Origin of the sequence: Myxococcus sp. CA051A, assembly GCF_013336705.1 — a bacterium.
Lineage (GTDB): Bacteria > Myxococcota > Myxococcia > Myxococcales > Myxococcaceae > Myxococcus > Myxococcus llanfairpwllgwyngyllgogerychwyrndrobwllllantysiliogogogochensis.
Map to the genome: position 1 here is coordinate 512,823 of NZ_JABUMS010000002.1, position 24,043 is coordinate 536,865.

Genomic DNA, 24,043 nt, shown 5'->3' on the forward strand with positions numbered 1-24,043 from the left:
GGTCAGCGCGCCGTCGCTCGTACGGCGGCGCGCAGACCCAGGTCGAACAGCTCGTACGCGTCGACGGGACAGTGGCTCATCCCGCCGTCGACGAAGACGAGCACCGCCTCCGCCGGGCCCGTCGCTGGCGGGGCACCGTGCGCGCAGTCCACCCGCGTGCCGTCCGTCACCAGGTGGCGCACCACCCCGTCGAGCGCCGTGCCCGAAGTGACGCCCATCAGCTCCCGGATGCGCTTGTCGCGGGTGTGTCCCACCACCTGGGTGAGTCCCGAGGGAAGCCGCCTGGGGTCGAAGCGCCGACGCGGCGTCTGTCGCGTGCGCTCGGCGTCCTCCGGCTTCGTGCTGGGGCGCTGGTAGAAGATGCCCGTGCCCTCGCCGCGCGCGGCGTCGCCCGGCTGGTGCAGGCCCGGCACCTCCAGCCGTCCGTGCGTCCAGGCCTCCACCGCCGCGTCCATCGTCGCGTTCAGCGCGTGGGCCACCGCGTCCGCGTCCGCGCGGCGCTCGGGGGCAAGGCCCGTCACGTCCAGGTCCTCGTGGGTGACGCCCGCATGCAGCACCAGCAGCCCGGGGCCCGCGGCGTGCGCGGTGCGAAAGCGCCGGACGCGCAAGAGGTGCTCCACCCAGGCGCGTTGGGCTTCCAGGAAGTTGCCGAAGTCGCGGGCCACCAGCTCGGCCGTGGGCACCTGGGGCCAGCGCGCCAGGAAGGCTTTCTCCCCGGCCTCATCGGTGAGGCCCTTCTGGTAGACGCGGTCCGCCTCCGCCTGGGCGACGGTGAAGCGGGCGTCGTCGAAGCCGGCCAGCTCTCCCACGCGGCCCAGGTCGTGGTTGCCCAGAATCAGGAGGACCTGGTCCGCGGGATGCGCGGCCAGCCAGGCCACCAGCGCGAGCGCGCTGTTCGCCGCGTGCAGGCGCTCCTCGGGACGACCCCAGTCGAAGTGGTCTCCCACCGAGATGAGCTGCACGTCGGGCAGGAGCCAGCCGTCCGCGCCCAGCAGTCCGTGGTGGTCGAGGATGCCCAGGACCTTGTCGAAGTCCGCCTGCGGGTCGCCCAGGGCGAGCCGTCGTCGGCGGGGGACACCGTCAGGGGGCGCGGAGCGGGGACCTGCCTCCACCGCCTGTCGGGCGCGAGCGTGGGCAGCCTGGATGCGGGTGGCTTGGGAGTCGTTCACCCGCTCATTGTAGAGTCAGGACGTCTGGAAGAAGCGGGCGATGAGCGCCGAGCGGCTCTCCACATGCGCCTTGGCCAGCAGGTGCGTGACGTGGACCTCCACGGTGCGCTCCGCGCAGCCCAGCCTGCCGGCGATGGACTTGTTCGTCTCGCCCTGGACGATGTGCGTGAGGACCTCGGACTCGCGCGCGGTGAGTGACCAGCGCGCGGCCAGGGCCTGCACGCGCGCGGCGGCGCTGGAGGCGGTGCCCGTGTCGATGGCCAGGTAGTGCGCGGGAAGCCCCGTGGTGCGCAGCGGCGTGAGCGTCAGCGGCCCCGAGCAAGGGATGCCCTGGGCGCCTCGGCGCAGCTGCTCCATCAGCTCCGGCTCGCCGCGCTCCAGCCACACCCGACCCGCGCTGTTGGCGTGAACCACCCGGCCGCTGCCGCTGACGACCCAGGCGGCGCGACCAAGCGCCTCCATCGCGACCTCCAGCGCGGTGGACATCAGGCCCGACTCGCGCAGGCGCGTCTCCATCGTCAGCCGCCGCTGCAGCGTGGGCGTCAACGCCTGGAGCACCCGCTGCTCGCGCTCGGTGAAGGGCTCCTCGCGCATCAACCCCAGCCAGCCCAGGAGCGACGGCCCCTCGCAGACCAGCGTACGAAGGAAGGCCATGCGCTCCATGCCCAATTGCCGGTACACCGCGCCGGAGCGGGTGTTGACGCGGTCTCTCTGGGCGTCCAGCTCCGCCTCGGTCAATCCCAGACGCCGCCCCACCTCATATGCGGGCAGGTCATGCAAGGGCATCTGCCGCGCCTCCGACTCCTGCAGCGAGCGGAAGTGCAGCGCCCGGTTGCGTTGGGCCGGCGCGGGACGGGCTGGATCATACCAACCCCAAAGACTCTCCCGGTCCGACAGGAAGGTCTCCAGGGCGTCGAAGACCGACTCCCCCTCCTGGGGGAAGCCCGAGTTGAAGGAATAGCTGACGTGGTAGCGGTCCGGCCCTACATCCACGCCGTAGGCCACCGCGCGCTCCGCCTTGAGCGTGTCGCGCAATGCCCCCAGAAGTGTGGGAAGGGACTCCGAACTCGGCTCCGCTTCGACGAGCAGGGCTTCCAGGTCCGCCAGGATACGCTGTTCCTCGGAATTCAAACGAATCACGATATCCTGAGTATACGCTGGCAATGAGTGACTCCCACTATCCCACCAACACGTCGAAGTTGTGAGTTGTTGAGCATTTATCGGCGACATGCCCTGGAGTCTGAGGCTTCCGGGTGGAAGCAGACATCAGGGCTTCCCCGCATGGAAATCGCAGTGCGTACCGCGCGACAATGAAGTGCAGGCCCACCGGGGGGGAGGGCCTTTCGCGGTAGGTTTCATGTGAGCGCGCGCCGGGGATCGACAGTCGATGCCCGGCGCGTCGCCCTTGTACCCCGCCCTTTCCCTACATCTGGCGCGAAGCCCGTGACGCACCCCTGGGACGTCCGCTTCGCGCTTTGATGCATGGCGTCATTCGCAAGGCCGCGAAACATCACTGTTTCGCAGCCGGCACGCCACTGGCTAACATATTCATGACAATGAATTCCTTCCGTGAGGCTGGACGGATGTCTGTCCATTGCTCGCGGCGAACGAATGCTCATTCAGGGGGAGTCTGAGATGACGATGATGCGCACCGGGAAACTTGCGTTGGGAATGGCCGTGTTGCTGGGCGTGACGGGGTGTCGGACGCCGGGGGCCACGGGGAGTGGAGGGATGAGCGCGTCGGAGGGGTCGTCCGACGGTTCGGGTTCGGGGTCGGGCTCGGGTGGCTCGTCGGACGGATCCGGGGATTCATCGAAGGGGTCCGGGGACTCGTCGAAGGGGTCCGGCGATTCGAGCAAGTCGGAGTCGGGCTCCAGCGAGAACTCGAACCACAGTTCCGAGGAGGGAGGGTCCAGCGAGTCGCGCTCCAGCAAGAGCGACACGGGGACCAGCGAGTCGGAGGGTGCAGGGGAGGGGAAGGACTCGCGCTCGGAAACGAGCAACAGCGAGAACAACGATGGGCGCGTGGTGTCGGCGACGACGGTGGCGGCCACGGTGATTGGCCTGGGGGTGGTCATCTGGCGGGTGATAGCGGCGGCCGAGCGGCGGCGTCAGGCGCCTCCTCCGCCGGAGGAGGTGGGGCGGGCCGCGCAGGTGTATCTGCGCTCCCGGACGCACCAGCTTCGGGAGGACCTGGCGCTGGGGGCGGGGCCCACGGTGGAGGACCTGGCGTCGGCGGCGAGCATCCGTCGGGAGAACCTGGGGACCTTCGGGCGGCTGCTGCGGGCGAACCGGCGCGAGCTGCTGGCGATGGCGGACACGCGCACCCTGACGCCCGAGCGGGCGCTGGCCTGGTTGGCGCGGGTGGGTGAGCTGGCGCGCACGGACCCGAGGCTCGACGAGGACCGGCGCGCCTTCCTCGCGGCCCATGGTGGGGAGGAGGCGACGGCGGAGGTGGTGGAGTGAGGCGCCGGCGGGCGGCGTGGCTGCTGAGTTTCGCGCTCACGCTGCCCGCGTGGGCGGAGCCCGGCGGCGCGCAAGTGACGGAGCAGGCCGAGCCTCCATCGCGAAGTGTGGCGATGGAGGACGAAGTGTGGCCGCGAGTGACGGACCCGGCCGAGTCTCCATCGCGAAGTGCGGCGATGGAGGACGAAGTGTCGCCGCGAGATGGCGCCCGAGTGACGGAGCAGGCCGAGCTTCCATCGAGAGGCGGGATGACGGAGGACACACGTCCCCTGAAGGAGCGCGTGTCCTCCCTGGAGCGAGCAGGCGTCCTGTTGCGAGGTGCCGCAGCGAGCGACGAGACCCTGGTGCGCGAGGTGGAAGCAGGCCTGAGTGCCCTGCCGCCCGCGATGCGCCGCTTTCCAGGAGGTCCGCTGGAGTTCGTCCTTCATCCCGAGTCCGCTCCACTGGGGCTGGGTGATGGAACAGCGGCACGTCCGGACTGGTCCGAGGAGCGCGCCCGCTTCCACCTCTACCAGTACGCACCGTCCTCGGAGCGTCGCGCGACGTTGCGACTGTCACGACTGACGGATGAGGAGTCGGCGCGGCTGTGGCGCCGCCGCGCCGTGGTGCACGCGGTGGTGCAGCGCTGGGACGACGTCTACCAGTGGAGCCGGTCCCAGAGCTGGCGCCGCCTGTCGGGCTGGATGAAGCCCTTCGAGCGCCCGTTGGTCTGGAAGGAGGAAGCGCGCCTGCACTACGCCGGAGCCTTCAGTCGCGCACTCGGACAGAAGAGCGCGTCGCAGGACCTGGTGACGTTCGCGGAAGAATACTTCGTCCCAGTGGAGTCCCTGCGCGAGGACGCGCTGTCCGTGGACGAGCAGGTGCGCTGTCAGGAGTTCTCCAAGTCGCGCGCGCTGACGGAGCTGGTGGAGGCTACGGGGCTCGGAGCGCCGCGCTCACGCGGGGACTGTCCGGCCTTCGACGCCTGGGCGGAACTCGACCTCCTGTCCCATGTCGAGGTCCTCCTGGTGGCGGCCACGGGACGTCAGCCCGAGTCTCTCTTCGGCCACCTGCTGCTGCGCCCCGTCTGGAGCGAGGGCGCCCAGGTGCGAGGCCCCTCCTTCGAGCGCGTCGTGCAACTCGTGGCGCTCACGGGACTGGAGCCCCGAGGCCTGGGCTACGTGGTGAAGGGGATGACGGGCAGCTACGACACCGTCTTCCTTACCGGGACGATGGGCGACCTCACCCACGAGTCGCTGGAGCTGGAGCAACGCACCATCCGCCGCTTCCGACTGCGCCTCACTCGCGGCGAGGAGGCGCGGATGCTGGAGCGCATCTGGGAGCTCGAGCGGCGCGGGTACATGGGCTACTACTTCTTCACCGACAACTGCGCGAGCGCGCTCCTCTTCCTCCTCAACGGAGTCCTGGAGCACGGGCGACAGGTGAGTCCCCCCGGAGCGCTGTGGGTGCTGCCCACGGCCACGTTGGACGCGCTGGCGAAGCTGGAGGTGCTGGGCAAGCAAGGCCCCGCGGGCCCTCTGCTGGAGTTGATTCCGGACGCCTTCGAGTCCACCGGAGACCGCGCCGTGCGCGCGGACGCGATACGAAGAGAGACCCTGGAGTCCCTCACGGGCCTGGTGGACACCTCCGCGCTGACGCGGCTGCTGCGCCTTCACGCCCGTCTTCAATCTCCCGAGCCCGACACGAGACGCGAGGCCTATGGAGAGCTGCCGGAGACGGTGAGCGGGGTGCTCGCCTCCGCATCGCCAAAGGCCCGGGCCTCCGTGCGCGAGACGCTGCATGCCTACGTGGCCCACGCGGTGCGGGTGGAGCGCGCGGCGTTGGACCGGCTGGAAGGAGAGCGGCTGCGAATCGAACGCCAGCGGTTGCTCGCGGTGAAGACACCCCTGAAGGGCTCCGCGGAGGCGGGAATCCGCGAGCGTCAGCGGGTCTTCGAGCGAGAGGACGCGCTGCAGCGGAAGCTGGCGGTGCTGGACCGGACGGCGCTGTTCCAGGAGGCGCTGGCCATGGCGCCGCGCCGCCCGCCGACGCCGAAGGAGCTGAAGGTCCTCGTCCGCGCGGAGCGCACCGAGGCCGCCTTCGTTCGGGCCACCGAGGCCCAGGGCGAGCTGAATGACGGCGTGCTGGCGGAGGTCGACGCGGTGGCGTTCCTGGGAGCGGACCGTCGTCGCAAGGTGGAGGCCGAGACACGCTGCGCGGCCTCGGCGCTGCGGGAGTCCGGCGCGGCGCGCACGGTGGTGAGCGTGGGCATGGACTTCCCCGACGTGGGCGCGGCGCGGCCCGTGGTGAGCGTGCGCACCGCGGGGATGGCGGAGGCGTTGGGGGACTCGCGCCTGCATGGCTTCCAGTCGAGCAGCGAGCTGCGGGTCCTGGATGGTGAGCTGTCGCTGGAGCCGCGCTGGGGTCCTCCGCGCGTGGTGTCCACGGACATGACGCTGGTGGGCTACCGCACGTTGCAGCGAGAACTGCCCCAGTTCCGCGAGTCCGCGTGGGACTCGCTCGGGTGGGGCGCGGAGGCGCGCGTGGCCTCGGACGCGGCGCGAGCGCTGCCCTACCGGGCCACCGTGCAGGCGGAGGCGCTGGTGGTGGTGGACGCGGGCGCGCGCTTCTCACGCTTCACGGCGGTGGGCGTGGGAGGACTCGCGCGGATGCACTGGAGCGAGCACGCCCTGACGCCCGCGGCGGGGCCTCGCCTGTCGCTGACACACCGCACGGGCCTGCCGGGCTCGGGGGCCAACGCCGTGCGCCTGGAAGCGGCCTATGCCCCCACCTGGCGCATGGGCGACGCCCGCCTCACGCACGAGGCGGGGGCCTGGCTCCAGGTGGAGTGGTGGCTGGGGCGCGCGGGGCCCTTCGGGGTGCTGCTCACTCCTCGCGCACAGGTTCGTTGGGAGGGCTCACTCGCTCCACAATCACTTCGCGAGTCACGGTCTCCGTCGTCGTGGTGGTCCGGTACGATGGACCGTCGGCTGGCACTGGGGTTGGAGCTGCGTTGAAGCCCTCGGTCAACAGCGGGCGACAGTAGGGGCCCGTGGCGGCGCCGATGAACGTGCCGATGACGTAGAGGGCCGTCCATCCCCAGAACCCCAGCCCGCCGAAGATGCGCAGCTGGGTGGGGCCGGCGAGGAAGGAGAAGAGCGCGATGAACACTGGCAGCGCGATGGAGCTGACGAGCGCCGCGCCGAGCGCGCGCTTCATGGTCCGCGCGTGGAACCCGCCGAACGCGCCACCAATCAGGCCGTTGAAGAGCGGCACGAAGAAGACGACGAAGCTGGTGATGAGCATCGTCGCCACGCTGACGACGAACCGGTTGTGCTTGAAGCGGATCTCCTCGGACTTCATCCCGATGCCCGCTGGAAGCTCCGAGTACCTGAGCTCGCGGTGCACATCCCGCGCATAGGGGGGAGGGTTGGTGGTTCTATCGGAGCGAATCATCTCGACCATGGCTTTCGAGCCTCCCAAGGGGCAGGTGTGGCGCTCCCGCCGTCCCTCAGGTGTGGGGTCGGCGACGGACATGTGGAAGGGCTGCTGCCCCCATCGGTGAGCGGGCCGCCCTGCGGCCCCCTGGTTCATCCCAGGGGCAAGCCGGGGAAAACGGGCCAGGCAAACCCAAGGGGGCGGGCGTGGGGCTTGGCGGCTCGCCGTCTGCGGCTATGCTGCCGCGCCCGTTAGTCCCCTCACGTCCGTACGGAATTCCCATGAGCCTCCGCCGAGCCCTGCTGACCGTCGTCCTGACCTCCACCTCGCTGCTGACCGCCTGTGCCCTGCGGCCGACCTACAAGGAGCTGGTGGCGCCGCCGACGAGCGCCGCTGGCGTCACCCCCGGGCAGACCGTGGCGCTGCGCGTGGTGGATGGCTCCGGCAAGCCCGTGGAGGGGGCCCGGGTACGCGCGGGCGAGGGCCGCACGCGCCTGAACGTCCTCAGCGACGCGGATGGTCTGGTGAAGCTGGAGGCGAACGAGGCGCTGCTGAAGGAGAACCCGCTGGTGGAGGTGGTGCTGCCCAAGGGCGTGAAGGAGTACCGCCTGCAGCTCGCGCCCTCGGGTGAGGCGCCCGCCGCTCCCGTGGAGACCGCGCCCCAGGCTCCCGCCGCGCCGGAGCAGGCTCCCGCGACGGAGACCCCGGCCACGGAGACCCCGGCCACGGAGACCCCCGCGTCCGGCACGCCGGCCACCACCCCGGAGGCGGCGCCCAGCCCCGTGCAGCAGCCGTCCGGTACGCCCGCGCCCACGCCCGGCACCTGAGCCGAGCGTCGTCCGTCCTCCGCGCGAGGCTCAGCCGAGCTTCGCGTGGAGGAAGTCCACGGTGCGCTTCCACGCCTGGCGCGCGTTCTGTTCTGCACCGGCGCGCGGATGCGCGTGACGTCCACGGTCTCCGGAGGAATCCCGTAGAAGGGGACCACGGCGTCGAGCCCCGGGTCATTGACTCCCGCCAGCAGGGTCAGCGCGCCTCCCATGCAGAAGCCCAGGACGGCGACCTTGGTGCCCGGCCCGCCGCGCTCGCGCAACGCATCCGTGGCGGCGCGCAGCTCCTCGCCGGCCTTGCCCCAGTCCAGTTGCGCCAGCAGCCTGTCCGCCTCCGCGGCGTCCTTCGTCGTGCGGCCGTGGTAGAGGTCCACCGCGAACACGGTGAAGCCCTCCTTCGCGAGCCGGTCGGCGACGCCCTGGATGTGCGCGTTCAGGCCCCACCACGAGAGCCCGCCAGTTCCTGGCCCTGCTTGCCAGTCAGCCTTGCCTGCCCTGCCATGCGCGCACCCCTTGAGTGATGGAGGAAGCGGCGTAGCTTGATCTCGGGGCCTTGAAGTGCCTCGGCTCGTGGAGGCGGGAATGTCGAAGGCGTTCACGAAGGAAGACTCGGGTGGAGACGAGGCGCTGGTGCCGCCGCGCCCGAGGTCCGCTTCGGGAGACAAGCGCTACATCACGCCCGAGGGCTACCGCGCGCTGCAGGACGAACTGGCGTCCATGCAGGGCCCGGACACGGGTGCGCAAGGGCTGACGCCGCTGGAGGCCGGGGTGCGGCGTCAGGAGCGAGAGCGAAGAGCGCGTCACCTCGCGGCGACGTTGGAGGAAGTGCGGGTGGTGGAGCCGGACGCGGCGCAGGCGGGACGTGTCTTCTTCGGCGCCTGGGTGGAGCTGGAGGACGAAGAGGGCGAGCGGGTGCGTTACCGCATCGTCGGCCTGGATGAAGCGGACGTGAAGGCCGGGAGGCTCAGCGTGGAGTCGCCGCTGGCCAGGGCGCTGCTGGGCAAGGAAGTGGGGGAGTCCGTGCAGGTGGAGCGACCCCGAGGCGCGGTGGAGTACACGGTGGTCGCGGTGGACTATGGTGCCTCTCCGTTTCCCGCACCTCTGTCCTTGTGAGTCCCCGACATGCGAAGCCTCCTGGCGGTCCTGGTCGCGATTCCTTCGCTGGCCCTGGCGCAGTTGAAGGATGTGGAGAAGGTCTCTGTGACGAGCAGTCCCGTCGCGGGCAACGTGCACATGTTGGTGGGCGCGGGCGGGAACATCGGCGTCTCGGTGGGACCGGATGGCCTGCTCATCGTCGATGACCAGTTCGAGCCCCTGGCGCCCAAGATTCACAAGGCCTTGGACAAGCTGAGCAAGGCGAAGATCGCTTATGTGCTGAACACGCACTGGCACGGCGACCACACGGGCGGCAACGCCGTCTTCGGCCGCGAGGGCCGCATCGTGGCGCATCGCGAGGTGCGCACGCGGCTGGTGGTCGGGCAGGACAGGGGGGACCGCGGAGTCGTCCCTCCGGCGAAGAAGGAGGCGCTGCCGGTCATCACCTACGACACGGGCATGTCGCTGTACTTCAACGGCGAGGAGATTCGCCTGACGCACCTGCCGGCGGGCCACACGGACGGCGACACGCTGGTGCACTTCACGGGCTCCAACGTGATGCACACGGGTGACCAGTTCTTCGTGGACGCCTTCCCGTTCATCGACGTGAACAGCGGCGGCTCGGTGGAAGGGTACGTGCGCAACGTGGAGAAGCTGCTCCAGACGCTCCCAGCGGACGTGAAAATCATTCCGGGCCACGGGCCGCTGACGGACCGCGCGGGCCTGGAGCGCTTCGTGGGGGCGCTGCGCGAGTCGGTGGCCCTGGTGCGCACCCGGCGTGAGGCCGGCAAGACGCTGGAGCAGGTGAAGGCGGAGGGCGTGCCGGAGCACCTCAAGTCCTTCGGCGAGGGCTACATCAAGACGGACGTGTGGCTGGAGACGGTGTACCGCGGCCTGGAGAAGGGCGCGGCGAAGGCGACGGACGGCAAGTAGTCAGCGCTTCGTCGCGATGACGGTGGCCAGGGGCGTGAAGGGCTCGGGGAGGATGCTGTCGCGAACCTCGACGGTGAACCCCTGGGCCTCCAGCAGTGCCCTGGCGCGAGGCACCAGGAACGTCAGGTAGTACATGACGAAGGGTGGCTTCCAGAGGGCGTTGCGCACGCGCATGGCGGCGTTGAAGCCTCGGGCCACCCAGTAGCCTGGACGCAGCATCGACGGTGGATGCCCGGTGACGAAGAGGAACCGGCCACCGGGACGCAGGGCGCGATGGATGCCTTGCAGCAGGCGCGGCTCGTCCGACTCGAGGATGTGACCGAAGGCGCCGAAGCAGGTGACGACGTCGAACTCGGCGTCGAAGGTCATCTCCAGCGCGTCACCCCGGACGAACTGGAAGGCGGCGGTGCCCGGAGCGCCGGAGAGGCGGCGGTCGGCTTCCTCGAGCATGCCCTGGCTCAGGTCGATGCCGACGACGCGCTCCCGGGCGAGTGGCCGCAGGTGGCGCATGGCGGCGCCGGTGCCACAGCACACGTCCAGGGCGGTGTCGACTGAGCCGGCAGGGCCCAGGGCGTCGATGGCGGCCTGGATCACGGGGTCTGGCGTGCGGAAGGGTGTGTAGTCGAACTTGGGGGCGAGCAGGTCGTAGCCGTGTTCGACGGAGGTCATGGCCTGCTCGGCCAGCTCGAGGAGGGTGGGCCCTTGGCGGTGGAACATGGTGAGGTTGGGTGTACCGCACCCGGGGCCGCGCCAGGACTGCTTCTGGCTGTCCATGTGCGCCATGAACGCTCGGCGGGACGGCCTGCTCGATTCCCGAGGAGCGGTGGTAATAGGCTGCTCGCTCATGCGCCGTGCAGCCGCCGTCGCCTTCCTGGCGCTCCTGGTCGTCGATTGTCGAGACGAGCGGCTCGTGCCCTCGCTTCCCGCTGGCTATCACGTCGACACGTACGCGCAGCGCCCTGCCCCCGCGGTGGATGTCCTGTGGGTGGTGGACGATTCGGCCTCCATGGCACCGCGTCAGGAGTCGCTCGCGCGCAACTTCCAGGCCTTCATCTCGCTGTTCCGCGAGGGGCGCGTCGACTACCGGATGGGCGTGGCGACGACGGACACCTTCACGCGGCCGGGGGCCCTGGTGGGCACGCCGCGAATCCTGAGGCCGGACACACCTGAGCTGGAGCAGGCCTTCGCGAACAGCGTGCGCGTGGGGACGCAGGGAAGTGCGTACGAGGCGGGCCTGGAGGCCGCGAACCTCGTGCTGGAGCAGGTGGCTCGGGAGAACGCACCGGTGCTGGAGGCCCGCGCGGCCTGTGTGGCGCGCTGCTCCACACAACCCTGCCGCGACGGTTGCGCGCTGGAGCACGCCGTGGACTTCCTGCGTCCGGGAGCGTGGCTCTATCTGGCCTTCGTGACGGATGAGGACGACCGCTCGCCGCATGACGTGCGCATGTATTGGCGCGCGTTCGAGCAGGCGAAGGGGCTGGGAAATGACGGGACGGTGGTGGCCTCCGCCATCATCGGGGACGTGCCCGCGAATGGCTGTGGCGCGGAGCCGGGGACTCGGTACGCGGAGCTGGTGACGCTGATGGGTGGGGAGCTGGGGAGCATCTGTGACCAGGACTTCGCGCGAGCGCTCCGCACGCTGGCGACGAGCGCGGTGGGCTTGCGGCGCACGTTCGCGCTGGAGCGTGTCCCTCGTGTGGACTCGTTGCGGGTCCGGGTGCGGTATCCCTGTGGTGCGACGCAGGACGCGCTGAGCGCTTGTGACGCGGTGGACCGAGAGGCGTGCGCGGGTCAGCCAGCCGAAGCGCTGGATGCCGTCTGCACACCCAGGGCCGGAGCCGTGGATGGCTGGGTGTACCAGCCCGAGCGAAGGACGGTGTTCTTCGCGGGGGACTCGGTGCCCGGGCTCGGGTCAAGGGTGGAGCTGGAGTACGTGGAAGAGGACGCGTCGTGAGGACGTGGGCGGCTCGCGGAGGGTGGTGGCTCGTCGTGGGCTGCTTGCTGACGGGAGGCTGCGGGAAGGATGTGCCTTCGCTGCCGGTGGTGCCTCGCTGGGTGGCGCCCGAATCCACGCTCGATTTCGGAGAGGTGCCCGCGCTGAACGAGCGCACGGTGTCCCTTCCGCTGGTGAACGCGGGGCGTGCTCCGCTGCGCGTGGTGGGTGTCTCGGTGCGGGAGGCGGACAGTCCGTTTCGAATCATCTCCGCGCCAGTGGAAGTCCCCGCGCAGGCGGAGTCCCCCGTGCTGTTGGCCTTCGTCCCTCCGCGCGAGTCTCCGTACACGGCGACCTTGGAGCTGCACACGGATGACCCGAGTCGTCCGTCGCTCGACGTGTCATTGCGAGGAGAGGGGCGTACCTCGGCGATTCTGGAGTTGGACGCGGAGCGGATCGAGTTCGGACGTGTCGCTGAAGGTGCCGCCGTGGTGCGTTCCTTCAAGGTGCGCTCGCGGGGCAACGCGCCGCTGGTGCTCGAATCACTGACCCTTGTCGGTGACTCGATACCGTCGGCCTTTCAGCTCGTGGGCTCCACGAAGACCCCGGCGGTCCTGGATGTGTCGAGCGAGGTGGAGCTGTCGGTCCGCTATGCGGTGCCTCTGGGTGCTGCCTCCGAGGAGGTGAGCGGAGGACTCCTGCTGCGGACCACGGACCCTGACCACCGAGAGGCGCGAGTGGCGCTGCACGGCGGGGTGAATCTGGCGCCGGTGCCTGTCATGGGTGCGATGGGAGACAGCGTACCTGGAGGAGAGGTGGTGCTGGACGCAACGGCCTCGACGGACGCGGATGGGGATGGGCCGCTCACGTACGAATGGGTGCTGCGGGAGAGACCGGTGGGTGCGCGGGCTCAGGTGATGGAGCCGGGGGCGGCCCGCACGGTGTTGCGGTTGGACCCGGTGGTGCCGGGGGCGTACGTGGTGGAACTCGCGGTGACGGATGCCGCCGGCGCTCGAAGTCCTCGTCCCGCGAGCGCGCGTGTCCTGGCGGTGCCCGCGCAGCGACTGTTGGTGGACGTGTCCTGGGACCACGCGGAGACGGACCTGGACCTGCATGTGTCGCGGGGCGTGGACGCGGTGCCGGGATCCGTGGACGACTGTCACTACGCGAATCCGCGTCCGGACTGGGGTGCGCCCGGCCTCGCGGAGGACCCGGAGTTGTTGAGAGACCGGCTGACGGGCTACGGCCCGGAGGTGTTCGGTTACGAGAACCCGGTGGCGGGGACCTTCCGGGTGGCGGTGGTGCTGGCGCGCGCGAATGGAGCAGTGGACCCGCGCAGCGAGGCGACGGTGCGCGTGTATGACCGGGGTGTGCTGAAGGGCGAGTTCCGTCGCACCCTGGCGAGTCAGGGTGAGGTGTGGACGGCGGCGGACGTGCAGTGGCCCTCGGGCGTGGTCACGGAGGTGCCGTGACGATGCGGTGGTGGCTCCTCGTGGTGGCGTGCTGTGTGCTCGCCTGTTCCTCCAAGGAGACAGTGCCACCCGTGCCGGATGCGGGGCCGAGCCCGACGTCCTGTGCGCGGCGCGAGGACTGCGAGGGAGGACAGGTCTGCACGCTCGCGGGTGTCTGCGGTGCCTGTGAGTCGAGCGGCCAGTGTCGGCTCAAGGAACGCTGCGACGATGAAGCGCGGGCCTGTGTGCTTCGTGAGGGCTGGGGCACGGACTGCGCGACGAACGAGGCGTGTGCATTCGGGCTGTGGTGCCGACAGGGACTCTGTCTCGGGAGGACGCAGGTGGTGCTCTGTCCCTCGGGAGCGAGGGGCGAGTGTCCCACCGGGCAACGATGCAACGGGTCCACGCTCGTTTGCGAGGAGGACCTGGGATGTGTCGAGGATGCGGACTGTGGTGCCGAGGAGCGCTGCAACGCGGGGCTGCATGCCTGTGTGGCCCGTTGCACCGAGGCCACCTCGTGCGGGGAAGGGGAGCACTGCGCGGAGGGGCTCTGCGTCCAATGTGACGCCGACACCGACTGCGCGGTGGGCTTCATGTGTGACGCGGCGGGACGGTGTTCATCGACACCGCGTTGCTATTCGGACCGGGACTGCGAGGTGCCTCGGGTGTGCCATCTGGCGAGCGGGGCGTGCCTGCCGGGTCTTCCACCGTGTGGCTCGGATGATGACTGCGCGATGGACCAGCTTTGCGACCTCGGCACGGGAACCTGTGAGCCCCGGGCTTGTCAGCCGGATGCGCTGGAGCCCAACGACATGGTGTCCACGGCGTTCCCCGTGAGCGCGAGTCGCTACGTGAAGTTGACGCTGTGCCCGGATGACGTGGACCACTACTCGCTCACCTTGGAGCGAGGGGACCAGCTCGGCGTGAACGTGGACGCGGAGGTGTTCGCGGAGTCGGTGTTCTCCACAACCCTTCAAGACGCGAGGGGCCGGGTGCTGGCGACGGGACGTTTCCGTATGTCCCATGTCGTGGCGGAGCGAGGCACGTATACGGTGCGCGTCGCCTCTCGTGACACGCTGCCGCGAGCCTATGACGTCGGCTTTCTCCTCTCGCGAGGCACGCCCTGTGATGACGATGTCCACGAGCCCAACGACACCGTCGATACGGCCACGGACCTGCCGGAGCGCCTGTCGCTGGAGGGGATGGTCTGCCCGGGAGAGCAGGACCATGTTCGATTCACTGTGCCCGCGGCCCAAGGCGTGAAGGTGTCGCTGTCGGGCTACGCGGCGGACCGTGGCTTGCTGCGCCTGTGTCTCTTGGGAGAGAGCGGAGGCGTGGAACTGGGCTGCTCGCAAGACGCGGAGGGCGCCATTGTGTCGCTGCCGGCTCCGACCGTGGCGGGCCAGCGGCTCACCGCGAGAGTCCTGGGTGATGACGCGCGCACGACGAATGGCTACACGCTCCAGGTGGAGTGGCTCCCATGAGGAGTTCCTCCTGGCCCGTCGTCGCACGTTGGTGCCGACGCCGAACGACCACCTGTCTCTGGGCGCACGGGCATGAATGACTACACGCTCCAGGAGGAGTGGCACCCATGAGGAACTCCTCATGGCCCAGCCGTCGCACGTCGGTGCCGACGCGAGCGACCACCTGCCTGGGGCACGGGCATGAATGGCTACACGCTCCAGGAGGAGTGGCACCCATGAGGAGTTCCTTATGGCCTGGTCGCCGCATGGCGGTGCCGACGGCGAACAACCACCAGCCTCCGGGCTCGCGGGAATCACGCGCGCCAAGCCCGGATGGCTTCGCGATGAGGGCTCCGGCCCGAGCGAGCACCCGCTTCTTCATCGCGCACGTCACCCGGGTGCGTATTGGCTTGGGGCGCGCTGCCAGGTGCTGCCACTTCTGGCCTGTCGAGCGACCTCTGCGTGGGTTCGTGCTGGGTCTGTTGGTCCTTGTCCTCGCGGCCTGCGGAGGCTCGTCCCGACCACCGGGCGACCTGCCGGACGCGGGTTCACGTGATGCGGGTGCGGAGGACGCAGGCCGCACGGACGCGGGGACTCAGGTCGATGCGGGGGCATCGGCCGCGCCCGTCATCCACTCGGCGCTGCCCACGCGGGGAGAGAGTGGGGGTAGAACCTGGGTGAGGTTGAAGGGCCGTGGCTTCGTGGAAGGGGTGGCCGCGACGCCCTCGGAAGCCGCGCTGCGCACGGAGGTGCGGATCGGCTCGCGCGCGGTTCGGGACTTCCAGCTCATCGATGACACCACGCTCGACCTGCGCACGCCTCCTGGCATCGAAGGTACGGCAGACGTCTCGGTGACGAACCCGAACGGCACGACGGTCTGCGCGGCGTGCTTCACGTACTTCGATGTCTTCGACTTCCGCGCTGTCTCGCCCGATATGGGGGCGCAAGGGGGCGGTGACACCGTGGCGCTGGTGGGCGCGGGCTTCCCTTCGAGCACGGGGCTCCAGGTCCTCTTCGGAGGCACGGCGAGTCCCTCCGTCACGCGCGTGTCCTCCTCGGAGCTTCGAGTCGTCGTTCCCCGGAGCACCACTGTCGGCTCCGTCGACGTGCGGGTGCAGGGCGCCGGCGTGGGTGACGTGCTGAGGCGTGCGTACCGCTACATCGCGGACACTCGAGTCACCGACATCGAGCCGCTCACGGGGACGATGTTCGGGGGCACGTCCGTCGTCTTCACGGGACAGGGCTTCGAGGGCACGACGGAGGTCTTCTTCGGAGACACGTCCGCGCCCTCCTTCCGCGTGGAGTCACCCACGCGCCTCGTGGTGGCCTCGCCACGGCACATGGACATGGAGACAGTCCCCGTGCGCATCGTCACCCCGCGAGGTGCCTGGACGGTGCGCCAGGGATTCACGTACGCGGACAGTCCGCAGGGCACCGTGTTCGGCGTGTTGGGAGTCTTTCCACGCGTGGGGACGCGAGAGGACGGCACGGTGACGCTGACAGGACTGGCGTTCGACTTTCCGGACCTCTCCGTCACTTTCGATGAAACGCCCGTCCAGATTGTCGCGGCGACCCGGTTCACGCTCACGGTCCGCGTTCCGCCGCGAGGCACGCTTCCGCGCACAGTCCCCGTGACGGTCAGCGCGGCCTCGCTGCGCAGTCACCTCCCAGGGGGCTACACCTATCGGCTCGCGCTCACGCGGGTGACGCCTGGAACGGGCCCCTCGGGAGGAGGAAGTCAGGTCCTCCTCGAAGGAGACGCACTGCCTCCGGATGCCGTGGTGCGAGTCGGCGCGCTTTTTTCTCCAGATGTGACGGTGCTGGGAACGACGGAGCTCCGCCTCACCACGCCGCCAGGTGGCGCGGGAGCGCACTCGCTCCATGTCTCCTCGGCGAGCGACCCGGAGAACGAAGCCCTGCTCCCGAACGCCTTCACCTACGAGCCCGCGCTCGTGCTCTCCCAGGTGGAGCCCGCGCGCGGTGCCATCGCGGGAGGCTCGCGAGTGACGGTGCGAGGGACCGGCTTCGTTGAAGGCATCCGCGTCACCTTTGGCGGAGAGCCCGCGAGCGACGTGCACGTGGTGGACGCCCACACCCTCACATGTCGAACTCCCGTGTCGCGGAGCCAGGGGCCCGTGGAGGTGGCCGTCATCCAGGGAGCCGTGCGCTCGGCGCTCTCCGAGGCCTTCACCTACTTCGACCCGCGAGGCCCTGGAGGTCTCTCGGGTGCACTGCTCACGGGAACGTTGAATGTCACGGTGCTCGACACTTCCTCGGGGACCTACGGGCAGCCCGTCGTGGGCGCGAAGGTCCTGCTCGGCACGGGCTCGCCGGCACTCCTCCAGGGTGAGACGGATGCACGCGGACAGTTGACGCTGTCCGACTCACGGATGGTGGGCGCGCAGAGCGTCACCGTCTTCAAGGCGGGCCACGACGTGGTGACGGTGGCGGGTATCCGCTCGGAGAACCTGACGGTGTACCTGCGCCGTCTCGACAGCGAAGGCAACCCGGGCAATCCGCCCGTGCCCGCGAGTGCTCGAATCACGGGTCGGGTGCGAGGCTTCAAGCCGCCCAGGCCGCTCCAGACTGGAGAGGTGTTGGAGGCTCGCGTCTTCGTGGCGCAGTTGAGCCCCGCGTCGGGCCCTCCTTTCGCGGGGCCCGGAGACCGTCGCGCGGAGACGTGGCGGATTCGCGAAGAGGGTGGCGCCTACGTCGTGCAGGCGCAGCCCGGCTTGCGCGCGGTGTATGCGGTGCTCGGCGTGCTGAAGGACGAGGTCGACTTCGAGCCCTACCTGCTCGGCGTGCGTCGCGGCATCGCGGCCTCGGGCACGCGGGTGTCCGAAGGACAGGACGTGGTGTTCGACGTGCATCTGGACGTCGCCGCGCCCCTCTCCGTGGCGGGGCCCGTCATCATCGCGGGCGAGGAAGCCCTGCATCAGGTCTACGCGTGGCTGGACCTGGGCGCGGAGGGACTGGTTCCTCATCCGCACAACTGGGGCACGGGCTCGCGCTTCTTCTCCTCTGTCGAAGGGCCCGGTCCGCTGCTCATGTTCCCCCAGCTTCCTCGAGTGGACGGGGCGAGCCTTCTCTTCCTCGACCTGCTTCGAGGCACCACGGCCTATCCCCAGAGCGTGCTGTATCACCGTCAGCCAGGAGCCCTGGAGGCGGGCGTGACGCTCCCGCCGATACTCCCGCTCCCTGTCTTCACCGAGCCCGCGCGGGATGCCCGCTTCACGGGAGCGGTGGCCTGGACTCCATCGTCCTCCGGTGCCACCCCGGACGTGCAGGTCCTCACCCTGATGGCGCCTGGTACGACAGGCGGCATCCGCTGGACCGCCGTGCTTCCGGGCGGCGAGACGCGGGCGACGCTCCCTGAGGCCGCGTTGCAGTCGCTGCGCGCGGAGCTGCCCGAAGGCGCGCGACTTCGCGCGGACCTCTCCGTCGCGCGAGTCCCTCGCTTCGAGTATTCGCAGTGGACCTACGACACGCTGTCCACCGCGACCTGGACGGCCTACGTCCTGGGGCGCTCGGAGGTCTTCGACCCGTGATGCGCCGCTGGCTTCCCCTCGCCGTGCCGCTGCTGCTCCTCCTCGCCGCCTGTCGCGGTGACGCTCCCGTGGGCGATGAGGGCTGTCGCGTGGACTCGGACTGCGGCACGCCGTCGGAGGCGTATCGGTGTGACACAGAGACGTCGGCCTGTCGGTGTCGCACGGACGGCGCCTGTGCGCCGGGAGAGCTGTGCAACGAAGCGGGCTTCTGCCAGGACCGCGCGGGCTGCGAGTCGAACGCGGACTGCGGCGAGGACTCTCTCTTCTGCGACACCAGCACCGGCACCTGCCTCACGCGTGGCCGTTGCGCCACGGACCTGCACTGCCCGCTGGGCGAAGTCTGTGACCTCGCGCGGACCACGTGCGTTGCGGGCTGTCGGACGTCCGGAGACTGCGCGGGTACGGCCTGCCGCTGCGGCGACGCGCCGTGTCTCTGCGATGCCACCACGCCAGAAGGGCGCGCCGCGTGTGCCCTGGGTGTCTGCGACGCGAGCTTCTGCGCGGACGCGCGCGACTGCGCCTTCGGTGAGTCCTGCGGCACGCCGTCGGGCGCGGAAGCGGGGACATGTTTCAGCGACTTCGACCCGGTGAGACGTCCCTACTGCGCCAGCTGCACCTACGGTGGTGGCCTCCAGGTCTGCGGTCGCGGCGCGAACTTCTGTCTGCGCGAGACAGCGAGCCCGGGGACTGCCTTCTGCGGCGCGGACTGCTCGGAGGGGCAGGGCTGCCCTCATGGCTACCAGTGCTCGGACGTGGTGGTGGTCGCCAGTCGTGCGCGCTGTCGCTCGGATGCGCAGTGCGCGCCGTCGCCCTCGTTGCCGTGCCGCGAGGACTCGCACTGTGGACGCGGCGGGCGTTGCGTGAAGTCGGACGGACAGCCCGAGGGCGCGTGCGCGGGACGTTGCTCGATTGCGGAGGGGGACGTGGAGGGCTTCTGCTCATGCCAGCAGGACACCGACTGCGTGCAGGATGCTTGCAGCCAGGGCACGTGCACGGTGAGTCGTCGCTCGTGCGTGGGTGACGCGGACTGCCGGCCCATCCGCTGCGTGGACCATGAAGGCGCGGGAGGCTGTTTCGTGGGGCGCAACTGCGCTCCCGAGGAGGGCCTCACCTGCGCGGAGGTCGCACCTCGCTTCGCCCGGTAAGTCCCTGGTTCCACGGGGGTTTGAGCGCCTTGCCTACATCCGCGCTCGATGTCCGCGAGGAAGGGTGGTGCCCGATGGTGAATGTTCCGGAGGGTGCCCCGTCAGAAGTAGCAACACGACGGAGGACGGACACCATGGCTTTCAAGACTGCTCTCACCACCCTGGCTCTCGGCACCCTGTTCCTTGGTTCCTCGACGGCGATGGCGGAGGACGGCAGCGTGCGCGACTGGGCGACTCAGCAGGCCCGCCGCGGCGATGACCGAAACCATGACCGGGACAACGACCGTGACGACAACCGGGGCCACCAGGACCGGGACAACCGCCGGGGCCACCACCCGGACCGCTATGAGGCCCATATCCACACCGGCGGCTGCCACCACGCTCCGGCGCCCCGTCCTCCTTCCCGGGCTCGCGGCCGCTACGAGATGCAGACCGTGAACCGCTGGGTCGAGGGCCGCTACGAGAAGGTGTGGGTGCCCGAGGTGTGCGAGGAGCGTCGTGGCCGTCGGCACCGCGTCTCCCGCTGCTCGGGTGGCTTCTATGAGAACCGGTGGGTGGAAGGCGGTTACGTGCAGACCACGGAGTGGGTCTGGGTGTCCTACGAGCGCGGCAATGGCTGGAGCTCGAACCGCACGCACCCGGCCAGCTACTACCCGTAGTCATCGCTGAGAAAAAACAGGGGGTCGAGGGGCGGTGCCGGATACGGGGGTATCCAGCACCGCCCTTCGTGTTTTCAGGTCCCCGGTGCCTTTCCCCGTGCGGCCTGTTAGTCAGTGCGCCGCATGGGGACCGCCTTCATCACGGGAGCAGGCATCCGCGTCGGGAGCGCCGTGGCGAGGGCGCTGGCTCGCGCGGGTTATGACCTGGCGCTGCATGCGAACCGCTCCATGGATGCGCTGGCCTCGCTGGCGGACGAGCTCCGGGCGCAGGGTCGCCGCGTCACCCTTCATGCCGCCGACCTGAGTCAGGCCGACGCGGTCGACGACCTGGCCGCAAGCGTGCGCGAGGCCTGGCCCGCGTTGGACGTGGTGGTCCACAACGCTGGCCTCTACGAGCGGGTCGACTTCGCGGACATCTCGCGCGAGCGGTACCGCACCATGCTCGCCGTCAACCTGGACGCGCCCTTCTTCCTCACCCAGGCGCTCTTGCCCGCGCTGCTCGCGGGGAAAGACCCGCTGGTGGTGCACGTCGGCGACATCGCCGGTGAGCGTCCGGAGAGCCACTTCGCGCACTACTCGGTGAGCAAGGCGGGCCTGTTGATGCTGACGCGCGCGCTGGCGGTGGAGCTGGCGCCGCACGTGCGCGTCAATGCCGTGTCGCCCGGCGTGGCCGCGTTCCCGGAGAGCTTCGACGCCGCCGCGCGCGAAGAGGTGTTGCGACACATTCCCATGGGACGCGAGGGCAGCGTGGAGGACGTGGCTCGCACCATCGTCTTCCTCGCGCGCGAAGCGCCCTATGTCACCGGACAGGTCATCGCCGTCGACGGCGGCAGGAGCGCGAGACTATGAGCGCGGAGCTGGCTTTCCATCCTCCCGTGGTCAATGACAGCAAGGGCCGTCCGCTGGACGTCATCGAGCTGCGCGGACTCACGGTGGACTGCATCGTGGGCGTGTACAACCGCGAGCGCGTCTCGGCGCAGCCGCTCCGGCTGGACGTGGCGCTCTTCCTGGACACGCGCAACGCGGCGACGGGCGGCCGGCTGGCGCACACGGTGAACTATGGGCGGCTGGCCGGAGAGCTGCGCTTCCTGCTGGAGGCGTGTCGTTTCGAGCTGCTGGAATCCGCCGTCGAGGCGGTGAGTCGCTACCTGCTCGCCACCCCCACCGCGGACGTGCCGCGCGCGCAGGTCCACGCCGCCACCGTGCGTGTCATCAAGCCCCTGGCCCTGGGCGGCCTCGCGGTGCCCTCGCTCCAGGTGCACCGCACGGCGGAGGAGATGAGCTACGCGTCGGAGGAGCGGTCCTTCGGTCGCCTGGACGTCATCCACGAGGGCGCGGGATACGGCGTGTATCGCCTGCGCGTGAAGCCCGGTGGCACCGTCCCCGCCAGCTCGAATCCAGGCATGGAGGAGAGCGAGCTGGTGCTGGGGCAGGGGCTGATGTCGCAGGGGCACCCCGTCGAGCGGGGCATGGCCTTCCACTGGCCCCGGGGCTTTCCGCGTCGCTACGACAACCCCTCCGCGCAGGAGCAGACGGTGCTGAGCGTGTATCGGCCCCGCTTCCTGGAGCCGGAGCCCCAGGCGGTGGAGCCGCGTGCGCCCGCGTCGGCGCTCCTGTCCATCACCGGCACGTCCTATTACCCCCATGACGAGCCCGCGGCGCCCGGTGTGTCCGCGGACAAGCAGCCCTGAGGACGGGGACGCACTCTCGGTGAGGGGACTGTTTCCGAGGACGCGAGACACGGTATGACGCGACTTCGGAGCCCAGAGGAAACAACGGCATGAACCTCGACAGGCGGATGCAGCTCTTCGTGGTGCTGGCGGCGGTGTTCGTCACGTCGCTGGTGGTGGGAGACCTCATCGGCGTGAAGCTGTTCGAGGTCAACCTGGGCTTCGTGGTGGCGGTCATGTCCATTGGCATGCTGCCGTTCCCGGTGACGTTCCTGCTCACCGACATCCTCAACGAGTTCTACGGCAAGAAGGCCGCCCGCTTCGTCACGTGGGTGGGCTTCAGCATGGCCATCTTCGCCTTCACGGTGATTGCCATCGCGGTGGAGGTGCCCTTCGCTCCGCTGACGCGCGCACCGGATTTCACGGGGACGGTGGAGGGCTCGTTCAACAACGTCTTCAGTGGCTCGCAGCGCATCCTGCTGGCGTCGATGATTGCCTATCTGGTGGGCCAGTTCTGCGACATCTCCATCTTCAACCTGCTCAAGCGCGTCACGAACAACAAGATGCTGTGGCTGCGCGCGACGGGCTCCACGCTGGTCTCCCAGCTCATCGACACGGCGGTGGTCCAGTTCGTCGCGTGGACGGGCGTGCTGCCCACCGCGGTCATCTTCAACATCATCGCCACGTCGTACGTCGTGAAGCTGCTCGTCGCGGTGAGCCTGACGCCCTTCATCTACCTGGGGCATGCCCTGGTGGAGCGCAAGCTGGGCATCAAGCCCGTGGTGCTCGGCGCGGACGGTGAGCCGCTCCCCGAGCCCGTGGCGGAGGTGGCCGTCCCCGCTGAGACGCGCGCCGCCTGAGGGGCGACGCGGGCCTCACGGCACCAGGCGTTGAAGGAAGACGTCCGTGTCGTCGGAGGTGAAGGACTCCGTGCCGCCCAGCGCGCGAGTACCGGAGAACGTGCCCGTACCCAGGACGTCTCCGCCCGACAGGAAGGTGAGGTCTCGCAGGTGGAGGCTCTCGTCACACGGCTGGGTGACATAGGGCGCCTGCCACGACAGCTCACCCAGGGGTGACAGCCGCGCCAGCTCCGAGCCGCAGCCATGCTTCCAGAGCACCGCCGCGCCTCCCTCCTCATCCGCCGCCAGTCGCGCGCCACGGGCTTCCCCTGGCGACGGGCTGGTCAGCGCATGTCCCCACAGCGGACGTCCCGCCGCATCGGCCGCGAGCACGAAGGCGGCGCGAGCGCAGCCCTCCGCGACACATGACGGCATGAGCACGGCGCCTCCCCAGTGGAGCGTGCCCTGGAAGTCGCCCGTGAGTCGCAGCCCGCCATCGGCCGCGAAAATCACCTGCGTGAAGGAGGGTGCGTCCGGTCCCACCTCCAGCTCCCAGTACACCTCACCGACGGGCGACAGCCGCGCGATGAACCCGATGCTCTCGAAAGGGGCCAGCGGGCGCTGCCCCGCGAGCACCGCGCCGCCATCCGAGTCCAGCGCCACGACGGACGCGGAGGCCAGCGCGGGCATCTCCTGGGACCAGCGCGCCGTGCCTCGGGTGTCGTAGCGCGTCACCAGCCGGCCGTGCGCCACCACGACTTCCCCTTCGATGTCCGCTGTCAGCGCCTTCACGGTGCCTGTCGCGCGAGCCCACAGCGGCGTGCCGTCCGAGGCCAGCTTCGCTACGAAGTGGCTGTCGGTGATGAGCGTCTCACCGAGGCGCAGCCGGCCCTCCAGCTTGCCAGCGACGAAGAGCTCTCCCCCGGAGGAGACGGCGAGGAACTGCGCGTGGGCCTGGGCCGCTCCGCTCTCGGACGGCTCGGGCATGAAGCTCCGCATCCAGAGCACCTGTCCCGCGCCATCATGGTGGGCGAGGGTGAGAGCCGTGCCGCCGCCATCCGTCGAGGACGCATCCGGTGTGCCCGTCGCGCCGTGGGTGGTGCCCAGCAGCACGCTGCCGCCCAGGCCGTCCGAGGCCACGGCCACTGCGTCCTGTCGCCCCAGGGTTCGCGAGTGAACGGTCCACCGCGCATCCCCCGGCTCCAGCGTCGGAGGCTTGGGGGGTTGTGGCGTGGAGCCTGGGTCTTCTTCCTCGGGGAGAGGGGCCTCCGTGGACGCGCCGCTCCCACCACAGCCGAGTGCTGTCCACACGCTCAGCACCAGCCCCGCAGTGCCTGCCCGCCACCGTCCCATGTTCATTCTCCGCGAGTCCGCTCACCCTCCGGCCGGAGGCGAAGCTGGGGTGTGGTGCTCCCGGAGGCAAGGCCC

19 protein-coding genes and 1 pseudogene are annotated in these 24,043 nt (G+C 69.8%); 14 read left to right on the top strand and 6 right to left on the bottom strand.

What is annotated here, in order from left to right; genetic code table 11:
• Positions 1-2 precede the first annotated feature (2 nt).
• The 3 genes from HUA74_RS07535 to HUA74_RS07545 all read right to left on the bottom strand — a co-directional run bounded on the left by HUA74_RS07535 (position 3) and on the right by HUA74_RS07545 (position 3,223).
• Positions 3-1,169 (bottom strand): metallophosphoesterase, encoded by a 1,167-nt coding sequence (locus HUA74_RS07535; RefSeq protein ID WP_174453987.1) that lies wholly within the window; start codon positions 1,167-1,169, stop codon positions 3-5.
• 15 nt (positions 1,170-1,184) lie between these two features.
• Positions 1,185-2,309 carry a helix-turn-helix transcriptional regulator gene (locus HUA74_RS07540; RefSeq protein WP_141643653.1) on the bottom strand — a complete coding sequence of 375 codons (1,125 nt, stop codon included), beginning with the start codon at positions 2,307-2,309 and terminating at the stop codon, positions 1,185-1,187.
• A 479-nt stretch (positions 2,310-2,788) separates the two neighbouring features.
• Positions 2,789-3,223 (bottom strand): hypothetical protein, encoded by a 435-nt coding sequence (locus HUA74_RS07545; RefSeq protein ID WP_174453988.1) that lies wholly within the window; start codon positions 3,221-3,223, stop codon positions 2,789-2,791.
• Here HUA74_RS07545 and HUA74_RS07550 point away from each other — a divergent pair.
• The 3 genes from HUA74_RS07550 to HUA74_RS07560 all read left to right on the top strand — a co-directional run bounded on the left by HUA74_RS07550 (position 3,198) and on the right by HUA74_RS07560 (position 7,879).
• Complete coding sequence (locus HUA74_RS07550; RefSeq protein ID WP_246137259.1) at positions 3,198-3,635, top strand: hypothetical protein; 438 nt, start codon at positions 3,198-3,200, stop codon at positions 3,633-3,635. The genes HUA74_RS07545 and HUA74_RS07550 overlap by 26 nt on opposite strands.
• Complete coding sequence (locus HUA74_RS07555) at positions 3,632-6,631, top strand: DUF4105 domain-containing protein (protein ID WP_371817208.1); 3,000 nt, start codon at positions 3,632-3,634, stop codon at positions 6,629-6,631. The genes HUA74_RS07550 and HUA74_RS07555 overlap by 4 nt, the downstream gene beginning before the upstream one ends.
• 702 nt (positions 6,632-7,333) lie before the next feature.
• Positions 7,334-7,879 carry a hypothetical protein gene (locus tag HUA74_RS07560; RefSeq protein ID WP_174453989.1) on the top strand — a complete coding sequence of 182 codons (546 nt, stop codon included), beginning with the start codon at positions 7,334-7,336 and terminating at the stop codon, positions 7,877-7,879.
• Between the two features lie 152 nt (positions 7,880-8,031).
• Here HUA74_RS07560 and HUA74_RS07565 read toward each other — a convergent pair.
• Positions 8,032-8,478: pseudogene (locus tag HUA74_RS07565) on the bottom strand (dienelactone hydrolase family protein); the annotation flags it as partial.
• Between HUA74_RS07565 and HUA74_RS07570 the strand changes: the two are divergent.
• Positions 8,462-8,992 (top strand): GreA/GreB family elongation factor, encoded by a 531-nt coding sequence (locus tag HUA74_RS07570; protein WP_174453990.1) that lies wholly within the window; start codon positions 8,462-8,464, stop codon positions 8,990-8,992. The pseudogene HUA74_RS07565 and the gene HUA74_RS07570 sit on opposite strands and share 17 nt — an antisense overlap.
• Before the next feature lie 9 nt (positions 8,993-9,001).
• Entirely contained in the window at positions 9,002-9,907 is a 906-nt protein-coding gene (locus HUA74_RS07575) for an MBL fold metallo-hydrolase (RefSeq protein WP_174453991.1), read from the top strand.
• Here the strand turns inward: HUA74_RS07575 and HUA74_RS07580 are convergent, their stop codons facing one another.
• Complete coding sequence (locus tag HUA74_RS07580; RefSeq protein ID WP_174454355.1) at positions 9,908-10,624, bottom strand: class I SAM-dependent methyltransferase; 717 nt, start codon at positions 10,622-10,624, stop codon at positions 9,908-9,910.
• A 127-nt stretch (positions 10,625-10,751) separates the two neighbouring features.
• On the opposite strand from HUA74_RS07580, the gene HUA74_RS07585 reads away from it, so the two are divergent.
• The 9 genes from HUA74_RS07585 to HUA74_RS07625 all read left to right on the top strand — a co-directional run bounded on the left by HUA74_RS07585 (position 10,752) and on the right by HUA74_RS07625 (position 22,636).
• Positions 10,752-11,861 carry a vWA domain-containing protein gene (locus HUA74_RS07585; protein ID WP_174453692.1) on the top strand — a complete coding sequence of 370 codons (1,110 nt, stop codon included), beginning with the start codon at positions 10,752-10,754 and terminating at the stop codon, positions 11,859-11,861.
• Positions 11,858-13,312: a choice-of-anchor D domain-containing protein gene (locus HUA74_RS46605; RefSeq protein WP_174453992.1), complete on the top strand. Its 1,455-nt coding sequence runs from the start codon at positions 11,858-11,860 to the stop codon at positions 13,310-13,312. Before HUA74_RS07585 ends, HUA74_RS46605 begins: the two co-directional genes overlap by 4 nt.
• Positions 13,313-13,314: 2 nt before the next feature.
• Positions 13,315-14,775: a hypothetical protein gene (locus HUA74_RS07595; protein ID WP_174453993.1), complete on the top strand. Its 1,461-nt coding sequence runs from the start codon at positions 13,315-13,317 to the stop codon at positions 14,773-14,775.
• 215 nt (positions 14,776-14,990) lie between these two features.
• On the top strand, positions 14,991-18,302 hold the full coding sequence (locus HUA74_RS07600; RefSeq protein WP_217443373.1) for an IPT/TIG domain-containing protein: 3,312 nt from the start codon (positions 14,991-14,993) through the stop codon (positions 18,300-18,302).
• Entirely contained in the window at positions 18,302-19,447 is a 1,146-nt protein-coding gene (locus tag HUA74_RS07605; protein WP_174453995.1) for a hypothetical protein, read from the top strand. Before HUA74_RS07600 ends, HUA74_RS07605 begins: the two co-directional genes overlap by 1 nt.
• Before the next feature lie 134 nt (positions 19,448-19,581).
• Positions 19,582-20,106, top strand: coding sequence for a hypothetical protein (locus tag HUA74_RS07610; RefSeq protein ID WP_254614127.1), 525 nt, complete (start codon positions 19,582-19,584; stop codon positions 20,104-20,106).
• Between the two features lie 123 nt (positions 20,107-20,229).
• On the top strand, positions 20,230-20,955 hold the full coding sequence (locus HUA74_RS07615; protein ID WP_174453996.1) for an SDR family NAD(P)-dependent oxidoreductase: 726 nt from the start codon (positions 20,230-20,232) through the stop codon (positions 20,953-20,955).
• On the top strand, positions 20,952-21,797 hold the full coding sequence (locus HUA74_RS07620; protein ID WP_141643642.1) for a dihydroneopterin aldolase: 846 nt from the start codon (positions 20,952-20,954) through the stop codon (positions 21,795-21,797). Before HUA74_RS07615 ends, HUA74_RS07620 begins: the two co-directional genes overlap by 4 nt.
• Before the next feature lie 89 nt (positions 21,798-21,886).
• Positions 21,887-22,636 carry a queuosine precursor transporter gene (locus HUA74_RS07625; RefSeq protein WP_174453997.1) on the top strand — a complete coding sequence of 250 codons (750 nt, stop codon included), beginning with the start codon at positions 21,887-21,889 and terminating at the stop codon, positions 22,634-22,636.
• Between the two features lie 15 nt (positions 22,637-22,651).
• Here the strand turns inward: HUA74_RS07625 and HUA74_RS07630 are convergent, their stop codons facing one another.
• A complete protein-coding gene (locus HUA74_RS07630; RefSeq protein ID WP_174453998.1) occupies positions 22,652-23,968 on the bottom strand; it encodes a hypothetical protein in 1,317 nt (438 codons plus the stop codon).
• Positions 23,969-24,043 lie beyond the last annotated feature (75 nt).